The sequence below is a fragment of the Nonomuraea sp. NPDC050153 genome (genome assembly GCF_044460125.1).
GTDB lineage: Bacteria > Actinomycetota > Actinomycetes > Streptosporangiales > Streptosporangiaceae > Nonomuraea.
Genome location: NZ_JBITJQ010000004.1, coordinates 550,754 through 571,750, shown reverse-complemented (window position 1 = coordinate 571,750; position 20,997 = coordinate 550,754). Strand labels below are relative to the sequence as shown.

The 20,997-nt window shown below is 72.5% G+C and carries 14 protein-coding genes; 10 read left to right on the top strand and 4 right to left on the bottom strand.

All coding sequences use genetic code 11. The features are described from left to right. The first annotated feature begins 7 nt into the window (after positions 1-7). From ACIBQ1_RS14750 to ACIBQ1_RS14740, 3 genes are all read left to right on the top strand, one after another. Entirely contained in the window at positions 8-2,812 is a 2,805-nt protein-coding gene (locus ACIBQ1_RS14750; RefSeq protein WP_397277600.1) for a BTAD domain-containing putative transcriptional regulator, read from the top strand. Positions 2,813-2,885: 73 nt separating this feature from the next. After that, the gene (locus tag ACIBQ1_RS14745; RefSeq protein WP_397277598.1) at positions 2,886-3,473 is read left to right on the top strand and encodes a hypothetical protein; all 588 of its coding nucleotides are present in this window, start codon (positions 2,886-2,888) and stop codon (positions 3,471-3,473) included. Continuing rightward, the gene (locus ACIBQ1_RS14740) at positions 3,457-3,999 is read left to right on the top strand and encodes an OmpA family protein (protein ID WP_397277596.1); all 543 of its coding nucleotides are present in this window, start codon (positions 3,457-3,459) and stop codon (positions 3,997-3,999) included. Before ACIBQ1_RS14745 ends, ACIBQ1_RS14740 begins: the two co-directional genes overlap by 17 nt. A gap of 32 nt (positions 4,000-4,031) precedes the next feature. Here ACIBQ1_RS14740 and ACIBQ1_RS14735 read toward each other — a convergent pair whose 3' ends face one another. Next, complete coding sequence (locus ACIBQ1_RS14735; RefSeq protein ID WP_397277595.1) at positions 4,032-5,111, bottom strand: S1C family serine protease; 1,080 nt, start codon at positions 5,109-5,111, stop codon at positions 4,032-4,034. 18 nt (positions 5,112-5,129) lie between these two features. After that, on the bottom strand, positions 5,130-6,560 hold the full coding sequence (locus ACIBQ1_RS14730) for an AMP-binding protein (protein WP_397277593.1): 1,431 nt from the start codon (positions 6,558-6,560) through the stop codon (positions 5,130-5,132). 80 nt (positions 6,561-6,640) lie between these two features. On the opposite strand from ACIBQ1_RS14730, the gene ACIBQ1_RS14725 reads away from it, so the two are divergent. Both ACIBQ1_RS14725 and ACIBQ1_RS14720 read left to right on the top strand, forming a co-directional pair. Next, positions 6,641-7,708, top strand: coding sequence for a hypothetical protein (locus ACIBQ1_RS14725; RefSeq protein WP_397277591.1), 1,068 nt, complete (start codon positions 6,641-6,643; stop codon positions 7,706-7,708). Positions 7,709-7,770: 62 nt separating this feature from the next. Next, positions 7,771-9,933, top strand: coding sequence for an acyl-CoA dehydrogenase (locus ACIBQ1_RS14720; RefSeq protein WP_397277589.1), 2,163 nt, complete (start codon positions 7,771-7,773; stop codon positions 9,931-9,933). Between the two features lie 10 nt (positions 9,934-9,943). Here the strand turns inward: ACIBQ1_RS14720 and ACIBQ1_RS14715 are convergent, their stop codons facing one another. Next, on the bottom strand, positions 9,944-11,764 hold the full coding sequence (locus ACIBQ1_RS14715) for a hypothetical protein (RefSeq protein WP_397277588.1): 1,821 nt from the start codon (positions 11,762-11,764) through the stop codon (positions 9,944-9,946). 85 nt (positions 11,765-11,849) lie between these two features. On the opposite strand from ACIBQ1_RS14715, the gene ACIBQ1_RS14710 reads away from it, so the two are divergent. The 5 genes from ACIBQ1_RS14710 (at position 11,850) to ACIBQ1_RS14690 (ending at position 19,838) form a co-directional block, all read left to right on the top strand. Beyond that, positions 11,850-13,382 (top strand): hypothetical protein, encoded by a 1,533-nt coding sequence (locus tag ACIBQ1_RS14710; RefSeq protein WP_397277586.1) that lies wholly within the window; start codon positions 11,850-11,852, stop codon positions 13,380-13,382. A 99-nt stretch (positions 13,383-13,481) separates the two neighbouring features. Continuing rightward, a complete protein-coding gene (locus ACIBQ1_RS14705; protein ID WP_344996422.1) occupies positions 13,482-13,616 on the top strand; it encodes a hypothetical protein in 135 nt (44 codons plus the stop codon). An 11-nt stretch (positions 13,617-13,627) separates the two neighbouring features. Then, positions 13,628-14,431 (top strand): glycosyltransferase, encoded by an 804-nt coding sequence (locus ACIBQ1_RS14700; protein WP_397277585.1) that lies wholly within the window; start codon positions 13,628-13,630, stop codon positions 14,429-14,431. Then, the gene (locus ACIBQ1_RS14695; protein ID WP_397277584.1) at positions 14,428-15,522 is read left to right on the top strand and encodes a glycosyltransferase family 4 protein; all 1,095 of its coding nucleotides are present in this window, start codon (positions 14,428-14,430) and stop codon (positions 15,520-15,522) included. The genes ACIBQ1_RS14700 and ACIBQ1_RS14695 overlap by 4 nt, the downstream gene beginning before the upstream one ends. 179 nt (positions 15,523-15,701) lie before the next feature. Beyond that, the gene (locus ACIBQ1_RS14690) at positions 15,702-19,838 is read left to right on the top strand and encodes an alpha-(1->3)-arabinofuranosyltransferase family protein (protein ID WP_397277582.1); all 4,137 of its coding nucleotides are present in this window, start codon (positions 15,702-15,704) and stop codon (positions 19,836-19,838) included. Here the strand turns inward: ACIBQ1_RS14690 and ACIBQ1_RS14685 are convergent. Beyond that, positions 19,759-20,907 (bottom strand): acyltransferase family protein, encoded by a 1,149-nt coding sequence (locus tag ACIBQ1_RS14685; RefSeq protein WP_397277581.1) that lies wholly within the window; start codon positions 20,905-20,907, stop codon positions 19,759-19,761. The genes ACIBQ1_RS14690 and ACIBQ1_RS14685 overlap by 80 nt on opposite strands. Between the last annotated feature and the right edge of the window lie 90 nt (positions 20,908-20,997).

Below are 20,997 nucleotides of genomic sequence, written 5' to 3'. Positions count from 1 at the left end.
GAGGTGCGTGAACGTGCGCTTCGGCGTGCTCGGGCCGCTGCGGATCGAGGCCGGCCAGGTGCCGGGGCCGGCCAAGCACCGCACGTTGCTGGCCGCGCTGCTGCTGTCGGCCGGTGAGACGGTGCCGGTCGAACGGCTGATGTCCGTGGTGTGGGACGACCGGCCGCCGGCCTCGGCGGGGTCGGTGCTCAGGGTGTACGTCAGCGCGCTGCGCAAGCTCGTGGCCGGCATCCACACCGTGCCGGGCGGCTACCTGATCGACGTCGATCGGGACGAGGTCGACTGCCATCGGTTCGAGCGGCTGGTCGGCGGGGCCCGGCAGGCTCGGGCGGCGGGCCGGGTGGCGGAGGCGGCCGACGGGTTCAGGGCGGCTTCAGGGCTGTGGCGGGGGCAGGCGCTGGCCGACGTCGAGTCGTCCGTGCTGCGCCGGGCGCACGCCGTACCGCTGGAGGAGCTGCGCCTGACCGCGCTGGAGGAGCGCGTGCAGCTGGACCTGCGGCTGGGCCGGGGCGCGGAGGTGGTGGGGGAGCTGCGGGCGCTGGTCGGGGCGCACCCGCTGCGCGAACGCGCATGGGCGCGCCTCATCGAAGCCCTCGACCAGGCAGGACGCCGGTCGGAGGCGCTCGGGGCCTACCAGGACGCGCGCCGGACGCTGGTGGACGAGCTGGGCCTGGAGCCGGGCGCCGAGCTGACCGACGCCCACCGGCGGGTCCTGGCCGGCGAGAGCCGCCGCTCGACACCAGCCGGCGGCGACCGGGGCCCGGTCGACGAGCTACCCCCCGACATTTCCGATTTTGTCGGCCGATCGCCCGTCCTTGAGTGGATCGTCCGGACCGCTCGCGAGCACGCGTCCGCGCCCGTGCACCTCGTCCTGCACGGCCCGCCCGGCTGCGGGAAGTCGGCCGTCGCGGTGCACGCCGCCACCGGGCTGGAGCGCACGGACGGCCGGCTCTACGCCTCGCTCGGAGCCAGGCCGCCCGGCGCGGTGCTGGAGGACCTGCTGCGCTCGCTGGGCTGCCCGGACGGCGCGGTCCCGCCGGCGCTGGACGAGCGGGTGCGGCTCTACCGGAGCATGACGGCCCGCAGGAGGCTGCTCGTCGTGCTGGACGACGCCGCCGACGAGGCCCAGGTGCGCCCGTTGCTGCCGACCGGTCCCGGCAGCCTCACCCTGGTGACGAGCCGGTCGCCGCTGGCCGGGCTGGAGGCGGCGCGGGCGTACGAGATGGGGGTGCTCGACGGGGACGAGGCCGTGGCGATGCTCGGCGAGGTGGCCGGGCACGAGCGGGTGCGGGCCGAGCCCGAGGCGGCCCTGCGCATCGTACGGCTCTGCGGCCACCTGCCCCTGGCCCTGCGCATCGCCGGCTCCCGGCTGGCCAGGAAACCGGGCTGGACGCTCGACCACCTGGCGGGCCGGCTGGGCGACGAGCGGCGCAGGCTCGACGAGCTCAGCGCGGGCGACCTCGCCGTGCGCGGCAGCCTCGCGCTCGGCTACCGGGGCCTGGCGGACCCGGAACGGCGGCTGCTGCGCGAGCTCGGCGCGCTGTCGGCGCCCGACTTCGCGTCGTGGGTGTTCGGCACGGACCTGGAGCCGCTGGCGGAGGCCGGGCTGCTGCAGTCGCGCGGCCTGGACGAGGCCGGTCAGGAGCGGTACGGCCGGCACGACCTGACCAGGCTCTACGCCGCCGAACGCCTGGCCGAGGAGGGAGGCGGCCCGGGACGCGTGCTGGCCGTCATCGCGGGCGCGATCCTCGAACGGGCCAGGCAGGCCAGAGCCTCCCTCCTGCCCGCCGAGCCCGGCTCCGGCCGCACCGAGGTCCACCTGCCCGACCGGCAGCCGTACGGACAGGGGCTGGAGACCGGCCGGCTGCGGCACGAGGCGCGCTGGCTGAGCGCCGAGCGCCGGTTCCTGGTGGCGACCGTCGAGGACTTCTACCGGGTGGGCCTGTACGAGGCCGCCTGGCGGCTGGCGTTCTACCTCACGCCGCTGTTCGAGCTGGGCGCGCACCACGACGACTGGCACGCCACCACGGCGACCGGGCTGGACGCGGCCAGGGCGGCGGGCCACCGGCACGGCGAGGCGCTCCTGCTCCGGGGCCTGGCCGACCTGCACCGGGCCGAGGGGCGCACGGAATCGGCGGTCGCGGCGCTGCGGGCGGCCCAGCCGCTGGTGGAAGGGCTGGAGCTGGCCAGGGTCACCCTCCGGCTCGGCCTGGTCCAGACCCGCCCGGCGGAGGCCGAGCAGGCGTTCGTCCGGGCCCTGCGGGTCTTCGAGGAGGCCGGAGACCGGCGCGGGCGGGCCGATGCCTTACGGGCGCTGGGCGCGTCGCGCCGGGACGAGGGCCGGCTCAACGAGAGCCTGACCGCCTACCAGGATCTCGGCGACCCGCGTGGCGAGGCGGAGGCGCTGCTCGACCTGGGCAGGCTGAACCTGGGAGAAGGCCGGCTCGCCGAGGCGCGCGATTGCGTGGAGCGGCGGCTGCGGATCAACCGCCGCCTGGGCGACCGGCTGCCCGAGGCGGGGGCGCTGCTCGTCCTGGCCGAGATCGCCAGGGCGGAGGGCGCGCCCGGGGTCGCGGCCGGCTCCGCGCGCGAGGCGCTGGAGACGTTCGGCTCGTACGGGGACCGCCGGGGCGCCGCGCAGGCCCTGATGGCGCTCGCCCGGGCCGCGCTGGACCTCGATGATGTCGAAGGTGCGGTTGAGGCGCTTACGCGTGCTATGGGAGAGTTTGACCGCCTCAGTGACGAGCAGGGCAGAGCGGAGGCCGGCCGGCTCGCGCAGGAGGTTCGTAGGCGGCATGGCCGGCGGATATAGCGGACTATGCGGATCCTGAACATCGCTCCCCTACGGTGAGGGCCACATCCCCGACAACGAAGGTGATCTCACAATGCGAAAGACGATCGCGCTGGCTGTCGCGGCCGTCGCGCTGGCCGGTTGCGGTGCGCTCCCGGGGCGGCAGGCCGGCGGTGGCGGCGGCGAGGAGAAGCAACCCCAGACCGTCGCGGAAACCACCACCGAACCCCTCGCCACGGCCTCAGCGGAAGAGGTGCCCCCGCAGGAGACCAAGGCGATCGCCGGCCGCCAGGCCGACGTGTACGCGGGCGGGCAGCACGGCAAGGCCCGCGTCGACATCCTCGGGCTCAAGCGCCAGGGCAGGACGCTCAGCCTCAACTGGACGATCACCGCGCTCGACGGCAAGGTCAACGTCCACAACGGCCTGGGCACGGGCCCGCTCGACATGACGGTCTCCGCCGTCTCCCTGATCGACCCGGTGAACGCCAAGCGCTACCGCGTGGCCCGCAACGGCACCGGCCAGGACGCGAAGTGCGTCTGCTCCGGCACCCAGGGGCAGTTCCTGGAAAAGGGGGAGACGTCCACGCTGTACGCGGTCTTCGCGGCGCCTCCCGCGGACGTCACGAAGATCAACATTGAGATGCCCATGATCGGCGTGCTCACCGATGTTCCGATCTCTTAGCGTCGTCCTCGCCCTCGTCCTGTCGCCGACCCCCGTGCCCAGCGCGCCGGCCGACGCCGTCGGCGCCGTCGAGGACCTGGTGCTGCCCGTCGAGGACATCATCGGCGAGGTCGAGTCGCTGGACGGCACCGAGAGCGAGACCAAGCAGGGGCGCCAGGTGACGGTCTCGCTGACCAGCGACGTGCTGTTCGCGCTGGACAAGTGGCAACTGACCGGCAAGGCCAGGCAGCGGCTGCAGGAGGTGGCCGCGAAGGTGAACGCCGACGGGGCGGGCGGGGCGGTCAGGATCGAGGGCCACACGGACGACCAGGGGAGCGACTCGTACAACCGCACGTTGTCGCGGCGGCGGGCGCAGGCCGTGGAGACGGGCATGCGCGGGCTGCTCACCGGGGCGGGGGTGACGCTGCAGGCGCGGGGGTACGGCGAGAGCCGGCCGCGGCGGCCGAACGTGGTGCAGGGGAAGCCGGTGGAGAAGAACCGGGCGCAGAACCGGCGAGTGGAGATCGTCTTCACCGCCAAGCAGTGACCCCGCGGGGCCCCAGGGCCGGTGGCCGGGTGTCAGTCGGACTGGAGTTGGCCCAGGGTGACCGTGACCGTCGCCGTGGTGCCGTCCGGGCGTTGGAGCCCCACCTTGGCCTGGTCCCCGGGTTTGAGGGGGGCGATGGACTCCGAGAGGGACGCCATCGTCGGCGTGTTCTTGCCGTTGATCGAGACGATCACGTCACCGGCCTTGATCCCCGCCTTCTGGGCACCGCCGCCCGGCCCGACCCGGATCACGCCCACCCCGACCGGCTCCCCGTCGAGACCGATCACCGTGCTGCCCTGGATGCCGAGCGCGGCCCGGTGGCTGCTGGTGACCTTGCCGTACTTGACGATCTGGGTGGCGATGTCCGTGGCGGTGTTGCTCGGGATCGCGAACCCGATGCCCGGCGCGGCGCCCCCGCCCAGCTCGGGGTCGGTGGCCGCGAGGGTGGGGATGCCGATGACGTCGCCCGACAGGTCCACGAGCGCCCCGCCGCTGTTGCCCGGGTTGATGGCGGCCGAGGTCTGGATGGCGCCGGCGATCGTGGCGCCGGGAGAGCCGGCCTCCTGCGGCTCCGAGACGGTACGGCCGAGGGCCGAGACGATCCCGTTCGTCACGCTGCCGGACAGGCCCAGCGGGTTGCCCATGGCGAGCACGATCTGCCCGACCCGCAGCTTGGACGAGTCCCCGAACCGCGCCGGCCGCAACCCGCTCGGGCTGTCCACCTTGATCACCGCCAGGTCCCCCGCGTTGAAGGACTTGACCAGCCTGGCCGAGCGCGGCGGGCCGCCGGTGGCGATCGTGACCTCCATCTTGGTGGCCTGGCCGACGACGTGGGCGTTGGTGATGATGTGTCCCGCGCCGTCGAACACGATGCCGGACCCGAGCCCGACCTTGGTCGTGATCTGCACGATGGACGGCAGGACGTTGGCGATGACGTCCTCGTACGCCGACTCCAGCGAGCGCAGCGACGCCACGGAAGGGTTCGCCGCCGACGGCGTGCCGGGCGAAGGAGATGACGGTGCGGCCGACGGCGTGGCGTTGGAGGTGGGAGGAGGACCGCAGCCCACGAGCAGCACGAAAACGGCGGCCAGTCCCGTGGCGATCCTCCTCATGCGAGGACTCTGCCCAGCTCAGCCCGAAAGATACGCTTCCCGCACGTCATGCCTGCTCAGCTTGCCTGTCGGCGTGCGCGGCAGCGACTCCCGGTACTCGATGACCCGGGGATGCTTGAGCCTGGCCAGCCGGGGCGCGCAGTGCCGCAGCAGCTCAGCCGTGAGCTCGTCCCCGGCCACCGCGCCGGCCGCCGGCTGCACGAGCGCCACGACCTTGTGCCCCCACTCCGGGTCCGGTACGCCGATCACGGCCACGTCCGTCACGGCGGGGTGTTCGAGCAGCGCCGCCTCGATCTCGGCCGGATAGATGTTGACCCCGCCGGAGATGATCAGGTCGGTCCGCCGGTCCAGCAGGAACAGGTAACCGTCGTCGTCGAGGTAGCCGATGTCCCCGGGCGTGTACGCCTGGCCGCGCATCGCCGCCGCCGTCTTGTCCGGGGCGCGGTGGTACTCGAACCGGTTGATCCCGCCGATGTAGACCAGCCCCGGCGAGCCCGGCCCCACCTCCTGGCCGTCCTCCCCGACTATCGTGAACGACATCCCGTCCAGCGCCCTGCCGACCGTGCCCGGCCTGGCCAGCCACTCCTCCGAGGACACCATCGTCGCCACGGCCGCCTCGGTGGACCCGTAGTACTCCCACAGCACGGGCCCGAGCCAGTCGATCATCGCCTGCTTGGTGGCCGGCGGGCACGGGGCCGCTCCGTGGTACAGGTGGGTGAGGGACGACAGGTCGTACGACTCCCGCTCCGGCACCCCCAGCAGCCGGTGGAACATCGTGGGCACCATGAACGCGTTCGTCACCCGATGCCGCTCGATCAGCCGCAGCGCCTCGACGGCCTCGAACCGCTCGGGCGCGACGATCGCGTGCCCGAACTGCAGCGCCATCATGGCCTGCCCGTACGGCGCCGAGTGGTAGAGCTGCGAGCACACCAGGTGCACCCCGCCGAGCGGCAGCCCGAAGTGGCGCCAGCTCTTGCGCGTGAGGATCGGGTACAGCTCCTCCGGCGTCAGGTCCAGCAGCCGCCGACGTACCCCTTTCGGGCGTCCCGTCGTCCCGGAGGTGTAGAGCATCATGGACCCGGCCCGCCGGTGCGCGGGCGCGGTGCCGGGCTGCCCGTCGGTCAGCTCGGCGACCGGGCAGGCGTCCGGCGAGACCACCACCTCGGCCCCGCAGTCGGCCACGATGTAGCCGATCTCCTCGGCGGTGAAATGCCAGTTGACGGGGACGAGGTAGGCGCCGATCTGGTACGTCGCGAGCATCATGGTGAGGGCGTCGAGCCCGTTCTTCAACACGGTGACGACGGGGTCGCCGGGGGCGACTCCGCGTGCCGTCAGCCCGTTGGAGGCCTGGTTCACCCGGGCGAGAAGTTCACCGTAAGTGGCGCGGGCGTCACCGAGAAGTGCGGGACGTTCAGGGTCATGGGCTGCGATTTCATAGAAACCCCTCATGTCCGCAGACCTTACAGAATTAGATTCTGCAGGGGTATTAGAGGAATTATCCTGCGCTCTCGTGACGTAACCTCAAGGCCATGGCGGACGTCGGCGACAAGAGACCTTCATACGATTCACCCACCACCCCGTTCCGCAAGGTCGTCCTGCCCGCCGAGGAGACGGTCCAGATCCCCCGCCCGCCGGCGGCGGGTCCGTCCGTCCCCCTCCGGCCCCCGGCAGGCAACCCGCCGGTGCAGCAGCCCCCTGCCCGGCAGTCTCCTCCCCAGCAGCCTCCTCCTGCGCAGCCCCCGGCCGATCGAGGCGGTCCCGGCCCGCTCCCGCAGCCCCCGATGCGGCAGCAGCCGCTGTACCCGCCCCCGTCCCCGCCCCTGCCCATCCCCAAGCCGCCGAGGCGCGGCATCGGCGACATCCCGATCAAGGCCGTCTATCTTCTGGGCGCCATCCTGGCCACCGTCCTGGCCGTGTTCCTGATCTTCGTGGTCTTCTCCGGCGACGTGCCGACCAACAAGCAGCCGGTCGAGCGGGTGGCCCCCGTCGCCCCCGTGCCGAGCTCGGGCGCCCCCTCGGGGTCGGTCGCCCCGACCGCCACCGAGAGCCCGCTCGTGCTGCCGCCGGTGCCGAAGAGCAAGGCGTACCCGACGCTGTCGGGCACGGCGTCCGTGGTCACCGGCCTCATCGGAGACACGAACGCCGGGATCACCTACCCCCGGCTGGCCGCGCCGTGGAAGGCCAAGTCGTTCCCGCCGTTCTCCATCGCGCAGCGCATCGGCAAGGTGGCCGTCCCGCACACGGTGATCGGCTCGGCCATGTTCCCGGGTGACTCGCCCGCGACCAAGCCCTCCAAGGACGCCGACTACCGCGAGCTGGCCACCCAGGCCGCCCGCTGGTCGTTGCGCACGCAGTACCCCGCGGGCGCCACGCTCGCCTGGACCGCCTCCCAGAAGATCCCGGTCGGCAAGGGCTGGACGCTCGGCTACCAGGTCACCTACACCTTCAACGGAAAGCAGCAGGTCGCCCAGGCCATGGTGACGGTCGTGGAGGTGGGCAAGACCAAGCCCGCGATGCTCCTGGCCTCCATCCCCGAGACGAACAAGAAGTACTGGCGGGACATCAACACCCTCGTCCAACGGGTTCGACCGCTCTAGGCCAGAAGCATCCTCTAGAATATGGTTCTGGGCATGGGTCGGACCTGGCATGGAGGATGAGCATGGCGATCGGGTTGAGCGAGGAGCACGAGGCGCTCCGTGAGTCGGTGAGCGGCTGGGCCGAGCGGAACATCCCGTCCGAGCTGCTGCGCGCCGGGACGGACGGGCGTCCGCCGTTCTGGGCGGGCCTCGCCGAGCAGGGGCTGCTCGGCCTGCACGTGCCCGAGGAGTACGGCGGCTCCGGCTACGGGCTGCTGGAGACGGCGGTGGCCGTCGAGGCGCTGGCCGAGCGCATGGCCCCCGGGCCCTACCTGCCGACCGTGCTGGCCAGTGCCGTGATCAACGCCTCCAAGCGCCCGGAGCACCTTGAGTCGTTCGCCGACGGCACTCGCACCGCCGCCGTCGCGCTGACCGGCACGCTGACCGGCACCCGCACCGAGGACGGCTCCCTGGTCGTCTCCGGCACCGCCGACCCCGTGCTCGGCGGCTCACTGGCCGACGCGCTCGTGCTGCCGGTCGCCACGGACGACGGCGAGGAGTGGATCCTCATCGACGCCTCCGCCGCCACCGTCACCGAGGTCAAGTCGCTGGACCTGACCAGGCCGGTGGCCAGGGTGGAGCTGTCGGAGCTGGTGGTGCCCGCCGAGGGCATCCTGGGCGGCGTCCAGCGCCCCGACGTGCTCAACCTCGCCGCGATCCTGCTCGGCGCCGAGGCCGCGGGCCTGGCCTCGTGGTGCGTCACGGCCGCCGCCGAGTACGCCAAGGTACGCGTGCAGTTCGGCCGCCCGATCGGCCAGTTCCAGGGCATCAAGCACAAGCTCTCCCGCATGCTCGTCGCGCTGGAGCAGGCCCGCGCCACCGTCTGGGACGCCACCCGCTGCGACGGGAGAGAGTTGGAGTACGCCGCCGCCATCGCGGGCGTGATGGCCCCCGACGCCGCCGTGCAGTGCGCCAAGGACGCCATCCAGACGTTCGGCGGCATCGGCTACACCTTCGAGCACGACGCCCATCTCTACTACCGCCGCGCCCTCACCCTGCGCGCCCTGCTCGGCTCCTCGTCGGAGTGGGCGGCCAAGGTGAGCGAGCTGGCCCTGCGGGGCGTCAGCCGCGAGATGCAGATCGACCTGCCCGAGGACGCCGAGGAGTTGCGCGAGTCGATCCGCGCCGAGATCGCGGAGATCGCCCGCCTGGAGGGCAAGGAGCAGAAGCGGGCCCTGGCCGAGCGCGGCTTCGTGATGCCGCACCTGGCCAGGCCGTGGGGCCGCGACGCCAAGCCGCTGGAGCAGGTGCTGATCGCCCAGGAGCTCAAGGCCGCCAAGGTCCGGCTGCCCGCGATGATCATCGGTGCGTGGGTGGTGCCGTCCATCGCCGTGTACGGCACCCGGGAGCAGCAGGAGCGCTTCCTGCCCGGGACGCTCAGCGGCGAGACGATCTGGTGCCAGCTGTTCTCCGAGCCCGGCGCCGGGTCCGACCTGGCCTCGCTGCAGATGAAGGCCGAGCAGGTCGAGGGCGGCTGGAAGCTGACCGGGCAGAAGATCTGGACCTCCGTCGCCCACGTCGCCGAGTGGGGCATCTGCATCGCCCGCAACTCCAGCGAGGGCTCCAAGCACGAAGGCATCACGTACTTCCTGGTCGACATGAAGGCCCCGGGCGTCACGGTCCGGCCGCTGACCGAGATGACCGGCGAGAACCTGTTCAACGAGGTCTTCCTCGACGACGTCTTCGTCCCCGACGACCTGGTCGTGGGCGAGGTCGGCGACGGCTGGAAGGTCGCCCGCAACACGCTCTCGAACGAGCGCGTCTCGCTGTCGTCCGGCTCCGGCGGCACCGGCGCGTCCGTGCCCGACCTGCTGGGCCTGATCGGCCGCCTCGACCGCGAGCTGACGCCGGCCGAGGCGCAGCAGGTGGCCGCGGTGGTCTGCGAGGGCCACTCGATCAACGCGCTGTCGCTGCGGGTCACGCTCAAGCAGCTGGCCGGCACCGAGCCGGGCGCGGACGCGTCCGTACGCAAGCTGCTGTCCACCTCCCACGCCCAGCACGTCTCCGAGACGGCGGTCGACCTGCTGGGCCCGGCGGCGGTCGTGGGGGCCGACATCAAGCTCGGCGACCCGGGCTACTGGAACCGCGCGGTGCTCGCCACCAGGGCGATGACCATCTACGGCGGCACCACGGAGGTGCAGCTCAACATCATCGGCGAGCGCATGCTGGGCCTGCCCAGGGACTAGCGGACAGGGACTAGCGGACGGGCAGCGGGGGAACGGGCGAGACGTCCTCGGCGGGAACGGGGGCACCGATCCTGATCTCGCCGAGGCAGGAGCCGGGGCCGTCCGTGCGGATGGCCAGCTCGTTCCCGCCGCCGACGATCGTCGTGTACGTCGTGCCCAGGTCCTTGCCCGCGGGCACGACGCTCTGCGCGAGCCCCATGCGCACGTTCAGGGTGGTCTGGGCGCCGTTCAGGTAGGAGATCTGGACGGTGTGCTCGCCGTCCTCGATCGGGACGGGCAGCCGGAAGCGCACCTCGGCCCGGCCGACGGGCTTGCAGGCGGAGCCGGCCGGGATCGTGACGCCGTCGATCGCCACCGGGCGCAGCCGGCCCTGCTCGTCGAAGATCAGCGGGACGGGCACGGGGCCCGTGAGCTGCTTGGCCCAGGTGATCCGGCGCGGCGCGGTCGGGCCGAGGATGCGCGAGTGCAGCGCGTAGTCGTAGAAGAACACCGGGAACGCGATCTTGGCCGGCACGTGCGTGTCCAGGATGACCGAGCCGACCGGCACCCGGGCGAGCGCCTGCGCGGCGGTCCGTACGTAGCTCCTGACGTTCGCGCCGAGCGGGCGGTCGGCGTAGGCGGCGCCCGACCACACCGAGCCCGCCGCGAACACCGCCGCCACCGGCACCCACGCCCACCTGAGCCGCAGCGCCGGACGGCGCCAGGGCCGCTCCTCACCCTCGACCGGGATGAACGCCAGCCCGATGACCAGGGCCACGACCGTGGCGGTGGAGGAGACGTACCGCAGCTCGAATCCGCTCAGATCAGGACCGAGCGCCTCGACCCGCCCCAGCATGATCGGCACCACGTCGGCCAGCAGGAAGTAGCCCAGCAGCGTCAGCCACGCCAGCCAGGCCCGCCGCCGCCAGATCACGGACACGGTCACGGCGACGACGGCGACCGCCAGGCTCGCCCACATGAGCACGGGAGGGGTGGCGGCCAGCGCGTAGTCCTCGCCGATCGGCTGCCACTGCCAGGGCCCGCCCAGCGACGTGGGCACGAGGGAGCCGGTCAGCAGCGTCCACGCCGACTTCACCGCGACCTCGGCGGTGGGCAGCACCGGCCGGAAGGTGTCGTTCGTGAGCTGTACCGACGTGAACAACTGCCGGAAGAACAGCACCGCGTACGGAATCAGCACGCCCAGGTAGAGCAGCCACGCCCGCCACCGCCGCCACCCGCCGAGCCAGCCGAGGGTGAGCACGAAGGCCAGCACCAGGATGAACGGCGCCTTCACGAAGAAGACCATGCCGAACACCGTCCACGCGGCCGCCGCCACCGCGTGCCTGAAGCGCCCGGTGCGGATGTGGAGCACGTGCGAGCCGAGCGCCATCGGCAGCGCGATCTGGAACGGCAGCGTCTCGGCCACCACCGCCCACCACGACAGCCCCGAGATCGTCATCGGCGTCAGCAGGTAGAACCCGAGCGGCACGAGAATGGCCGGACGCGTGCCGAACAGCAGCCGCAACAACCGCAGCATCGCCAGCCCGGCCGCCGCCTGAAGGCTGATCGTGAGCACGTGCGCGAGGGCGTCGTTGTAGACGCCGAGCCGCCCCATCGCCCAGTGGATCGCGAACGCCCCCGGCATCAGGTGGCCGAAGTCGATCCGCATGAGGTAGTCCCAGGACAGAGAGTTCTCCAGGCCCCTGGCGATGAACATGAAGTCGTCCTGGCGGAAGTACGTCCGCCTGACCAGCTCGAACTTCCACACGAGCTGGACCGCGACCATCACCAGGCCGGCGGCGAGCACGGCGTCGCCACCGCGTAGCCACTGCCGCGCCCCAGCTGCAACCACCGCTCCCCATCACCCCCGCGACGACTCAACCATGTCGGAGGTCGGCGGTGGAATGGCCGTAGCAGGGTTGTGATGTCATAGCGGGATGCCGCACACGCCCCGAGCCGGGCGCGCCTCCGCCCTCCTCGGGCTCGCGCTCGGCTGCCTGGCGCTCGGACCCGCGCTGGGCTGGGGGTTCACGCTGCTCCAGGACATGGTGTTCGTGCCGGACCCGGGGTTCAGCGCGTGGACGTTCGGGCTGGCGGGCGGGGCCGCGCGGGTCGTCCCGAGCGACGTGGTGGTGACCGCGCTGGCCCAGGTGATCCCGGCGGAGCTGGTGCAGAAGGCGATCCTGCTGGCGATCTTCGTGCTGGGGTGCTCGGGCGCCGCGCTGCTGCTGCCGTCGGAGTCCCTGGGGCCGCGGCTGGTGGCGGGCGCCTTCTACGTGTGGAACCCGTACGTGGCCGAGCGGCTGCTCATGGGGCAGTGGGCGCTGCTGCTCGGGTACGCCGGGCTGCCCTGGGTGGTGCGGGCCGCGTGGACGGGGCGGCGGCTGGTGCCGGCCATGCTGCCCGCCGCGGTCGGCGGGTTCGCGGCGATGACGGTCACCGCGATCACGGTGCTTCCGGTGGCCCGCCGGATCCTGGTCGTGGCCGGGGTTCTGGCGGCCTTCAGCCTGCCGTGGCTGGTGCCGACCGCGCTGCGGCCCGAGGGGATCCAGGGCGACCCGGTGGGCGTGTACGCGTTCGCGGCCAGGGCCGACACGCCGTTCGGGGCGGTCGGGAGCCTGCTGTCGCTGGGCGGGATCTGGAACGCGTACGCGGTGCCGCCCGGTTACGGCACCTTCGTCGGGGCGCTGGCCCGGCTGCTGCTCGTGCTGGCGGGGGTGGTCTTCTTCCTGCGGGGCGCGGTGCCGTACAAGAAGGGGCTGGCCGTGGCGGCGGCCGTCGGGCTGGGCATCGCGTGCGTGGGGGTGAGCGAGCCCGGCAGGCAGGCGTTCGCGTGGCTCGTCGGGGTGTGGGGCGGGTTCGCGGTGTTCAGGGACGCCCAGCAGTTCGTGGCGCCGCTGGCGCTGGTGGCGGCGCTCGGGCTCGGGCTGCTCGTCGAGTCGGTCGCGCGCGATCGGGTGTGGGTCGGCGCGATGGCGCTGGTGCCGGTGGCCGTGCTGCCGACCATGGCGTGGGGGTCGCTCGGAGCGCTCGGCTCCGTCTCCTATCCGGAGAGCTGGACGGCCGCGCGCGAGGCGATCCGGCGCGATCCAGCGGGCGGGGACGTGCTGGTGCTCCCGTTCGAGTCCTACCGGCGCTTCCCGTGGAACGGGGGCCGGGCCGTGCTGGATCCGGCGCAGCGCTTCTTCGCCGGGCCGGGCCGGAGGGTGGTCTCCAACGACGTGGTACGGGTCGGCGGCATGGCCGTCAAGAGCGAGGATCCGCGCGCCCAGGGAGTAGAACACGTACTAGAAGGGTCTTCGCCCGATCTTCCCGCGGCCGGATTTCGCTACGTGATAGTCAACGCCGGGACAGTTGAAGAACGGCAGCGTTTCGGCTTGTGGCTACGGAACGCGAGGATGCTGGTTGATGGGGGTGACCTGCGGCTGTACCGGTTCGACGGTCCGCTGCCGTCACGACAGATGCCCTGATCAGGGGATTTATAAAGATTTCGTAGAGCTACTTCCGAGTAGCAAGAATTGGTTCTAGGTTGGGGACGGTCCGCTCCATTGCTCAAGGAGGAACCCCCCGTGATAAAGATCCTCTTAGCAGCGATCATCGGCGTCGCCGTAGCGGCTCTCGTGGCGACGGTCACCACCGTCTCTCTCACCGGCGCCACCGCCACGCCGGTCAACCAGCCTCTCTACTTCTACGGCGACCGGTAACCCGAGCCGACATGCCGCCCTCTCCACCAGGGGACGAGGAGACGAGCCGACCACCACTGCTTGAGATCGTCATTCCCGCGTACAACGAGGAACGACGACTTCCCGGGGGCCTCCTGCAGCTGTGCGCGAAGCTTGCCCGAATGCCGTTCCCGACCGCCGTCATCGTCGTCGACAACAACAGCACGGACCGCACGGCCGAGATCGTCAGGGACTGGCCGCACGGCCCCGTGCCCGTTCGCCTTGTCCGGTGCCCGGCTCCGGGCAAGGGCGCTGCCGTACGCGCTGGGCTGCTTGGCACGAGTGCCCCGTTCGTCGGGTTCGTCGACGCCGACATGGCCACCGACCTCGACGCCATCGACGTCGCCTTCGGGCAGCTGCTGTCCGGGGAGCGGGTGGTGATCGGGTCGAGGGCGCACCCGGACTCCCATGTCGAGAACCGCCACAGCAAGGTCCGCGAGCTGGGCGCCTTCGGGTTCCGCGCGCTGGCGGGCGTGCTGGTTCAGGGGGTGAGCGACACCCAGTGCGGCTTCAAGTTCTTCGACGGCGCGCTGGCCCGGGAGAGCGTCGCGCAGCTGCGCACTCCCGGCTTCGCCTTCGACGTCGAGCTGCTCGCGCGCTGCGTGCGGCGGGGCTCGCCGGTGAAGGAGATCCCCGTGCGCTGGCACGACATGCCCGGCTCGCGCTTCTCCCCGGCCCGGCACACGTTCGGCATCGTGATGGAGCTGGGCAGGATCTGGCTGCGGCTGCGCGCTCAGCCGCGTCCCGCCGCGCGCCCGGCCTGGGAACCCCCGCTCGACCCCGTCGGATATCCGTGAAGATCGCTGTAGTCAACTGGCGGGACCCCTGGCATCCCCAGGCGGGCGGCGCTGAGACGTTCGCCTGGGAGCTGGCCCGCCGCTTCGCGCGGGCGGGCCACCAGGTCTGCTTCGTCACCGCGCGGGCGCCGGGGCAGGGCCGGGGGGAGACCGTCCAGGGGGTACGCATCGCGCGGATGGGCGGTGTGTTCACCGTCTATCCGCTGGTGCTGTGCTGGCTGCTGATCCGGCGCGGGCGCTTCGACGTGGTGCTCGACTGCCAGAACGGGATCCCGTTCTTCACGCCGTGGGTCGTGCGGCGGCGTACCAAGGTGTTCTGCGTCATGCACCACGTGCACGACCGGCAGTTCGGGGTGCACATGCCGGGGTGGCTGGCGGCGTTCGGGCGGTTCCTGGAGGGGCCGGTGGCCAGGTGGAGCTACCGGCGGCACGCGAGCGTGGCCGTGTCGCCGTCCACGGTGCGGGCCATGCGGGAGCGGCTCGGATGGGACGGGCCGGTGCACATCGTGCCGAACGGGGTCAGCGTCGCCCAGCCCGGGAACTCGGTGCGGAGCCCGGCGCCGCGGCTCGTCTGCCTGGGGCGGCTCGTCACGCACAAGCGCGTTCACCTGCTGCTCGACGCCGTGGCGGAGCTCAGGGAGCGCTGGCCCGACCTGACCGTGGACGTCATCGGCCGCGGGCCCGAGGAGGGCGCGCTGCGCGCCCGGCTGCCCGAGGGCGTCGCCATGCACGGCTACCTGCCGGAAGAGGACAAGGCGCGGCTGGTCGCGCAGGCGTGGGTGCACGTGAGCGCCTCGCAGGGGGAGGGCTGGGGGCTCAGCGTGCTGGAGGCCGCGGCGCTGGGGGTGCCGACCGTGGCGTTCGACGTGGACGGGCTGCGGGACGCGGTTCGGCATGGTGAGACGGGGTGGCTGCTGCCTGAGGGGACGGGGCTGGCGAAGGGGATCGCCGCCGCACTCGACGAGGTGGACGACACTTATTCCGTGAAATGTCGGGAATGGGCGGACCGTTTCTCCTGGGACCGCAGCGCGGAACGCCTCACCGCGCTGATGCTCGGCCACGCCGTGGAGCCCGGCTGGGAGGCCCGGTGACCCGCAAACCACCGATCGACCGGCTCGTGGCCGGACGATCGCCCAAGCAACCCCCCACCGACCGCCTCGTCGCCGGCCACCCAGGCACCGGCGGCCCGAAACCCGCCCCCCCGCCTTCTACCGACCCGCCGCCCACCGCTGCCGGGCGGGCGGAGGGGCGACCGCCTGTTGACCGGCGTGTGGAGGGACGGTCGTCCGCCGAGCGGCGTGCCGGAGGGCCGGGTGCCGGGAAAGCGGCGGGTGGGCTGCGGGCCGGAGGGGCGGGTGCCGGCGGGGTGGTCGGTGAGCGGGCGCGGCGGCGCTGGTGGCTGTTCATCTGCTGCCTCGGCTTCGCCGTCCTGGCGTTCACCACCCGGCCGGGCAACCTCATCTCCGACACCAAGATGGACCTCGCCCTCAACCCCCTCGGCTGGCTGGAGCGCGCCGCCCACCTGTGGGACCTGCAGCACTTCGGCCAGCTCCAGAACCAGGTCGCCGGCTACATCTTCCCGATGGGCCCGTTCTTCGCCCTGGGCGACCTGGCCGGCGTCGAGCCGTGGGTGACGCAGCGGCTCTGGCTGACGCTGCTGATGTGCGTGGCGTTCCTCGGCGTGGAGCGGCTGGCCGGGCAGCTCGGCATCGGCACCCCCGGGACCCGGCTCGTGGCCGCGCTGGCGTACGCGCTGGCCCCCCGCACGCTGTCCATTCTCGGCGAGATCTCGATCGAGTGGCTGCCCGCCGCGATGCTGCCGTGGATCCTGATCCCGCTGCTCACCGCCTCGGAGACGGGCCAGCGGGCGCGCGGGGCCGTCAGGTCGGCGCTGGCGGTGGCGCTGTGCGGCGGCGTGAACGCGGTCGCCGTGCTGGCCGTGCTGGTCGGCCCGGTCATCTTCATCCTCACCAGGCCGCGCCCCGTGCCGCGCTGGCGGCTGCTCACCTGGTGGACGGCCGCCGTGTCCGTCGCGACCCTGTTCTGGACGCTGCCGCTGCTCCTCGTCGGCCGGTACGCGTTCTCGTTCCTGCCGTACACCGAGACCGCCGGGATCACCACGCAGGTCACCTCGCTCACGAACGTGCTGCGCGGCGCCTCCGACTGGGTGCGTTACCTGCCGCTCAGCGGTGTCTTCGACCAGCCGCCCGGGTTCGCCATCGCCACCTCCGCGACCATGGTCGTGGTCACCGGCCTCCTGGCCGCGCTCGGCCTGGCCGGGGTGTCCCGCCGCGACCTGCCCGCCAAGGGGTTCGTGGTGGCGCTGTTCCTGGTGGGCGTGACGGCGCTGGTCGCCGGGCACATGAGCGCCCTGGAGCCGATCGTGGCCGAGCCGGTGCGCTGGCTGCTCGACGGCCCGCTCGCGCCGCTGCGCAACCTGCGGAAGTTCGACCCGCTGGTACGGCTCGCGCTCTCCTTCGGGCTGGCCCACCTGCTGGTACGGGCCCGGCTGCCGCTGCGTACGGTGTCGGTGGCGGCCTTCGCGGCCCTCGTCCTGCCCGTGTTCAACGTGGGCCTGGCCGCGCCCGGCGACTTCAAGGAGGTGCCGGCGCACTGGCGGGAGGCGGCGACCTGGCTCAACCGGAACGCCGAAGACGACGGCGTGCTGATCGTGCCGGGCGCCAAGTTCGGCGAGTACGTCTGGGGCCGCCCGATGGACGAGCCCATGCAGGCGCTGTCCGTCTCCCGCTGGACGACCAGGCAGATCACGCCACCGGGTTCGGTGGGCCTGACCAGGCTGCTCGACGCCATCGACCAGCGGCTCACCGCGGGACACGGCTCGGCCGGGCTGACGGCCGTGCTGCGCAGGATGGGCGTGCGCTACCTGCTCGTCAGGAACGACCTGAACCGGGCGAACCTCCAGGGCGCCTGGCCCGCCCGGATCTTCGAGGCGCTGCGCGAGTCGCCCGGCATCAAGCGGGTGCGCTCGTTCGGCGAGCTCGTCGGCGACGAGGGCACCGACGACGCCGTGGAGTCGCTGGACGCGCCGTTCCCCGCGCTCGACCTGTACGAGGTGACGGGCAGCTCGGACCTGGTGTCCGTGCAGCCGGTGGCGGACGCGCTGGCCGTGCGCGGCGGGCCGGACTCCCTGTTCGCGATGGGCGACCTGGGCCTGCTCGGCGACGGCCCGGTCCTGGTCAACGGCGATGCCGGCAAGCGCCAGGCGCCGACCGTGGTCAGCGACGCGCTGCGGCTGCGCGAGCGCTCGTTCGGCGAGATCAGGTCGAACTGGTCGCCCACGCTGACGGCCGACAAGAAGGCCGACTTCTCCGGCGTACGGACGCTGGACCTGCTGGAGGACGGCTGGCTGGACGACACCGCGACCGCCGAGTACGCCGGCATCGCCGGCATCACGGCCTCGTCCTCGGTCGCGGACCCGTACGCGATCGCCGGGATCAGCACGACGGGCCGCGGCCCGTGGGCGGCCATGGACGGCAGCGTGGAGACCGGCTGGGAGAGCGACGGCTCGAAGGCGCCGCAGGGCGAATGGCTGCGCGTGGACCTGCCGACGCGGATGCGGATCCCGTACCTGCAGGTGATGCTCGCCCCCGACCTGCTGCTCGGCCAGAAGATCAAGCGGGTGGCCGTGGAGACCGAGGCGGGGAGCCTGGCGCAGGACGTGGGGCAGGTCACGGACCCGCAGCGGCTGCGCGTGCCCGACGGGCCCACGAGCTGGGTGCGGATCAAGGTGCTCCAGACCGTGTCCGGCGAGTGGAGCTACGGCCAGCGGGTCGGCATCATCGAGCTGTCGATCCCGGGGGTCGCGCCCGGCCGGACGATCCGGCTGCCGGGCAAGGGCGGCGACGTGTTCGTCATGGACCGGGGGCTCGACGAGCGGCCCGCCTGCATGCGCAACCAGTTCCGGTGGATCTGCAACGCGGGGGCGCTGGCCAAGCCGGGCGAGGAGCGCGGGTTCGACCGGACTTTCAGCGCGGAGTCCGCCTCGACCGTGAACGTGCGGGGAACGGCCGTGCTGAAGGATCCCGCGCTGGCCGACCGGTACACGCGCATCAGCGCGGGTCTGACCGGTGTGGTCGGCTCGTCCCAGCTCACCCTGGACGCGCCGGTGTCGCCCAGGTCGGCGTTCGACGGCGACTGGACCACCACCTGGGTCCCCGCCGCCGACGACGCCGAGCCCACGCTCACCATCGCCTGGAAGGGCAAGCGGCGGATCGCCCGGCTCCAGGTCGGTCGCCCCGGCGGTGACAAGCAGCCGCTGGACATGATCGTGACCGGCGACAACGGCGCCGTCCGGGCGGGCCGGGTCGACGAGCACGGCGTCCTGACGTTCAAGTCGCTCGTCACCTCCAGCCTCAAGCTCCGCTTCACGCCGTACTCGAAGCGGCTGCAGGTGACCGAGCTGGCCGTGCCCGGCGTCAACCCCGTGGGCCGGCCCGCCGACGTCCCGCTCAGGCTCGCCTGCGGCGCCGGCCCCAGGATCGAGGTGAACGGGCGCACGATCCAGACCAAGGTCGCCGGCACCTTCGCCGACCTGATCGAACAGCGGCCGGTGCAGATCCTCGGCTGCTCCAAGACGGCTCTGCGGGAGGGCGACAACCGGGTGCGGGTCGCGGGCTGGGAGTCGTTGTCCATCGACGACCTCGTGGTGGGCACGCTGCCCGACGAGCCGCGCGGCGTGGAGGGGGCCGCCGTGCAGAGCACCTGGACGCCGTCCGAGCGCGAGGTCAAGGTGACCGCGCCGAAGGACTCCTTCCTCGTCGTCAACGAGAACTACAACGCCGGCTGGCGGGCGCAGATCAACGGCAGGACGCTGAAACCCGTCCGGATCGACGGCTGGAAGCAGGCGTGGGAGCTGCCGGCCGGGACCGCGGGGACGGCGCGGCTCGAATACCTGCCGGACCGCGCCTACCGGCTCGCGCTCGTGCTGGGCCTGGCCGGGATCGCGCTGCTGACCCTGATCGCCCTCGTCATGCGCGGCCCGCGCCCCGAGCACGTGCGCGAGACCGCCGCCGCCTCGGCCGCGCGGCTGGGGCGCCTGCGCGCGCCGTACGCGGTCGTGCTGGGCCTGGCGTTCGGCGGCTGGGTGGCGAGCTGGCAGGGCATGCTCGCGGTCCTCGGGGCGCTGCTGGTGACGCTCGTCCTCCGGGCCCGGCGCCTGCCCGCGCACTGGCTCGCGGCCGCCCTCTTCGGCGTGGCCACGCTGTCGCTGGCGGCGGCCACGCTGCTGCCCGGCGGGGCGCTCCTGCAGGACGTGGTGCCGCAGCTCGCCGCCGGCGCGGCCATGGGCGTGCTGTTCGGCCAGCTGGTCAGGTCGCCGGCACGGCCGGCTCCGGAGCCGGAGCGGCAGGAGGCCGAGCAGGTGCTGACCGGGGCCGGCCGAGCTTGAGCGCGGGGATCTCGATGAGATGGTAGCTACCGACGCTCAGCAGCAGCGACACCACGAACGACACCACGGCCACGCTGGGGAAGTCCCCGCCGAACGGCGGCGCGCCGGTGAGCTTGAGCTGCAGCGTGACCACCGGCGCGTGCCACAGGAAGAAGCTGTAGGAGATGCGGCCCAGGTAGGCGGTCACGGGGTTGCCGAGCACGCGCTGCCTGAGCGAGCCGGGCCTGGAGGCCAGGGCGAACGGCGCGACCAGGAGTATCGCAATCGCCGCCTCCAGGCTGATCCGCAGCAGCGACTGCGACAGGGTCGGCAGCGTCAGCGTGCGCGGACCGGCCAGGTCGGTGCTCAGGACCGCGTACAGCAGCGCCGCCAGCACCAGGAACTGCGGCGCCAGCGAGTCGATCGCCTTGCTGTGGCCGATCCACACCGACAGCACCGCCATCGCCATGCCGCAGGCGAAGAACACCAGGTGGTACGGCAGCAGCAGGGCGAGCTGCGGCTGCTCGAACTCCCGCGTGACGACCACGGTGACCACCGTGATCACCGGCAGCACCGCGATGCCCGCCAGCAGCCTGACCGGCGGGTTGGCGCCGCGGCGGGCCCACTTGTGCAGCGCCCAGGCCAGCGCGGGCAGCACGATGTAGAAGGCCATCTCGATGGGCAGCGTCCACATCTGGTAGAGGCCCTCGGCCGTGTGGTCGCCGGGGAAGTAGTTCTGCACCAGCAGCATCCATTTGACCCAGCCCAGCCAGTCGAGCGAGCTCCACGCCCACAGCCCGAGCCCGGCCACGAGCCAGTAGACCGGCATGACCCGCAGCACTCTGCGCCACAGGTAGCGCAGGGGTGCGGGGCGTGGCGTATCCTCGATCACCGCGCGTGCCCACGGGCGGTAGAGGAGCAGGCCCGACAGGAGGAAGAAGATGGGGACGGCGATGCCGAGCCGGGCCATCATCCAGGCGTACATGCCCTCGCGGTACATGACGCCGGTGTTGCTGCCGACGTGCAGCAGCCAGACGCCCAGAGCGGCGAACGCCCGGATGCCGTCGAGGGCCGCGTCCCGGTTCCTCACCCCTGCTCACACCCTCTCGATCGGCTCGGCGAAACCACGATAGAACCTGTTTCTATCGATTTGATTGCGGTGGTATGCCCGGCAGTGACG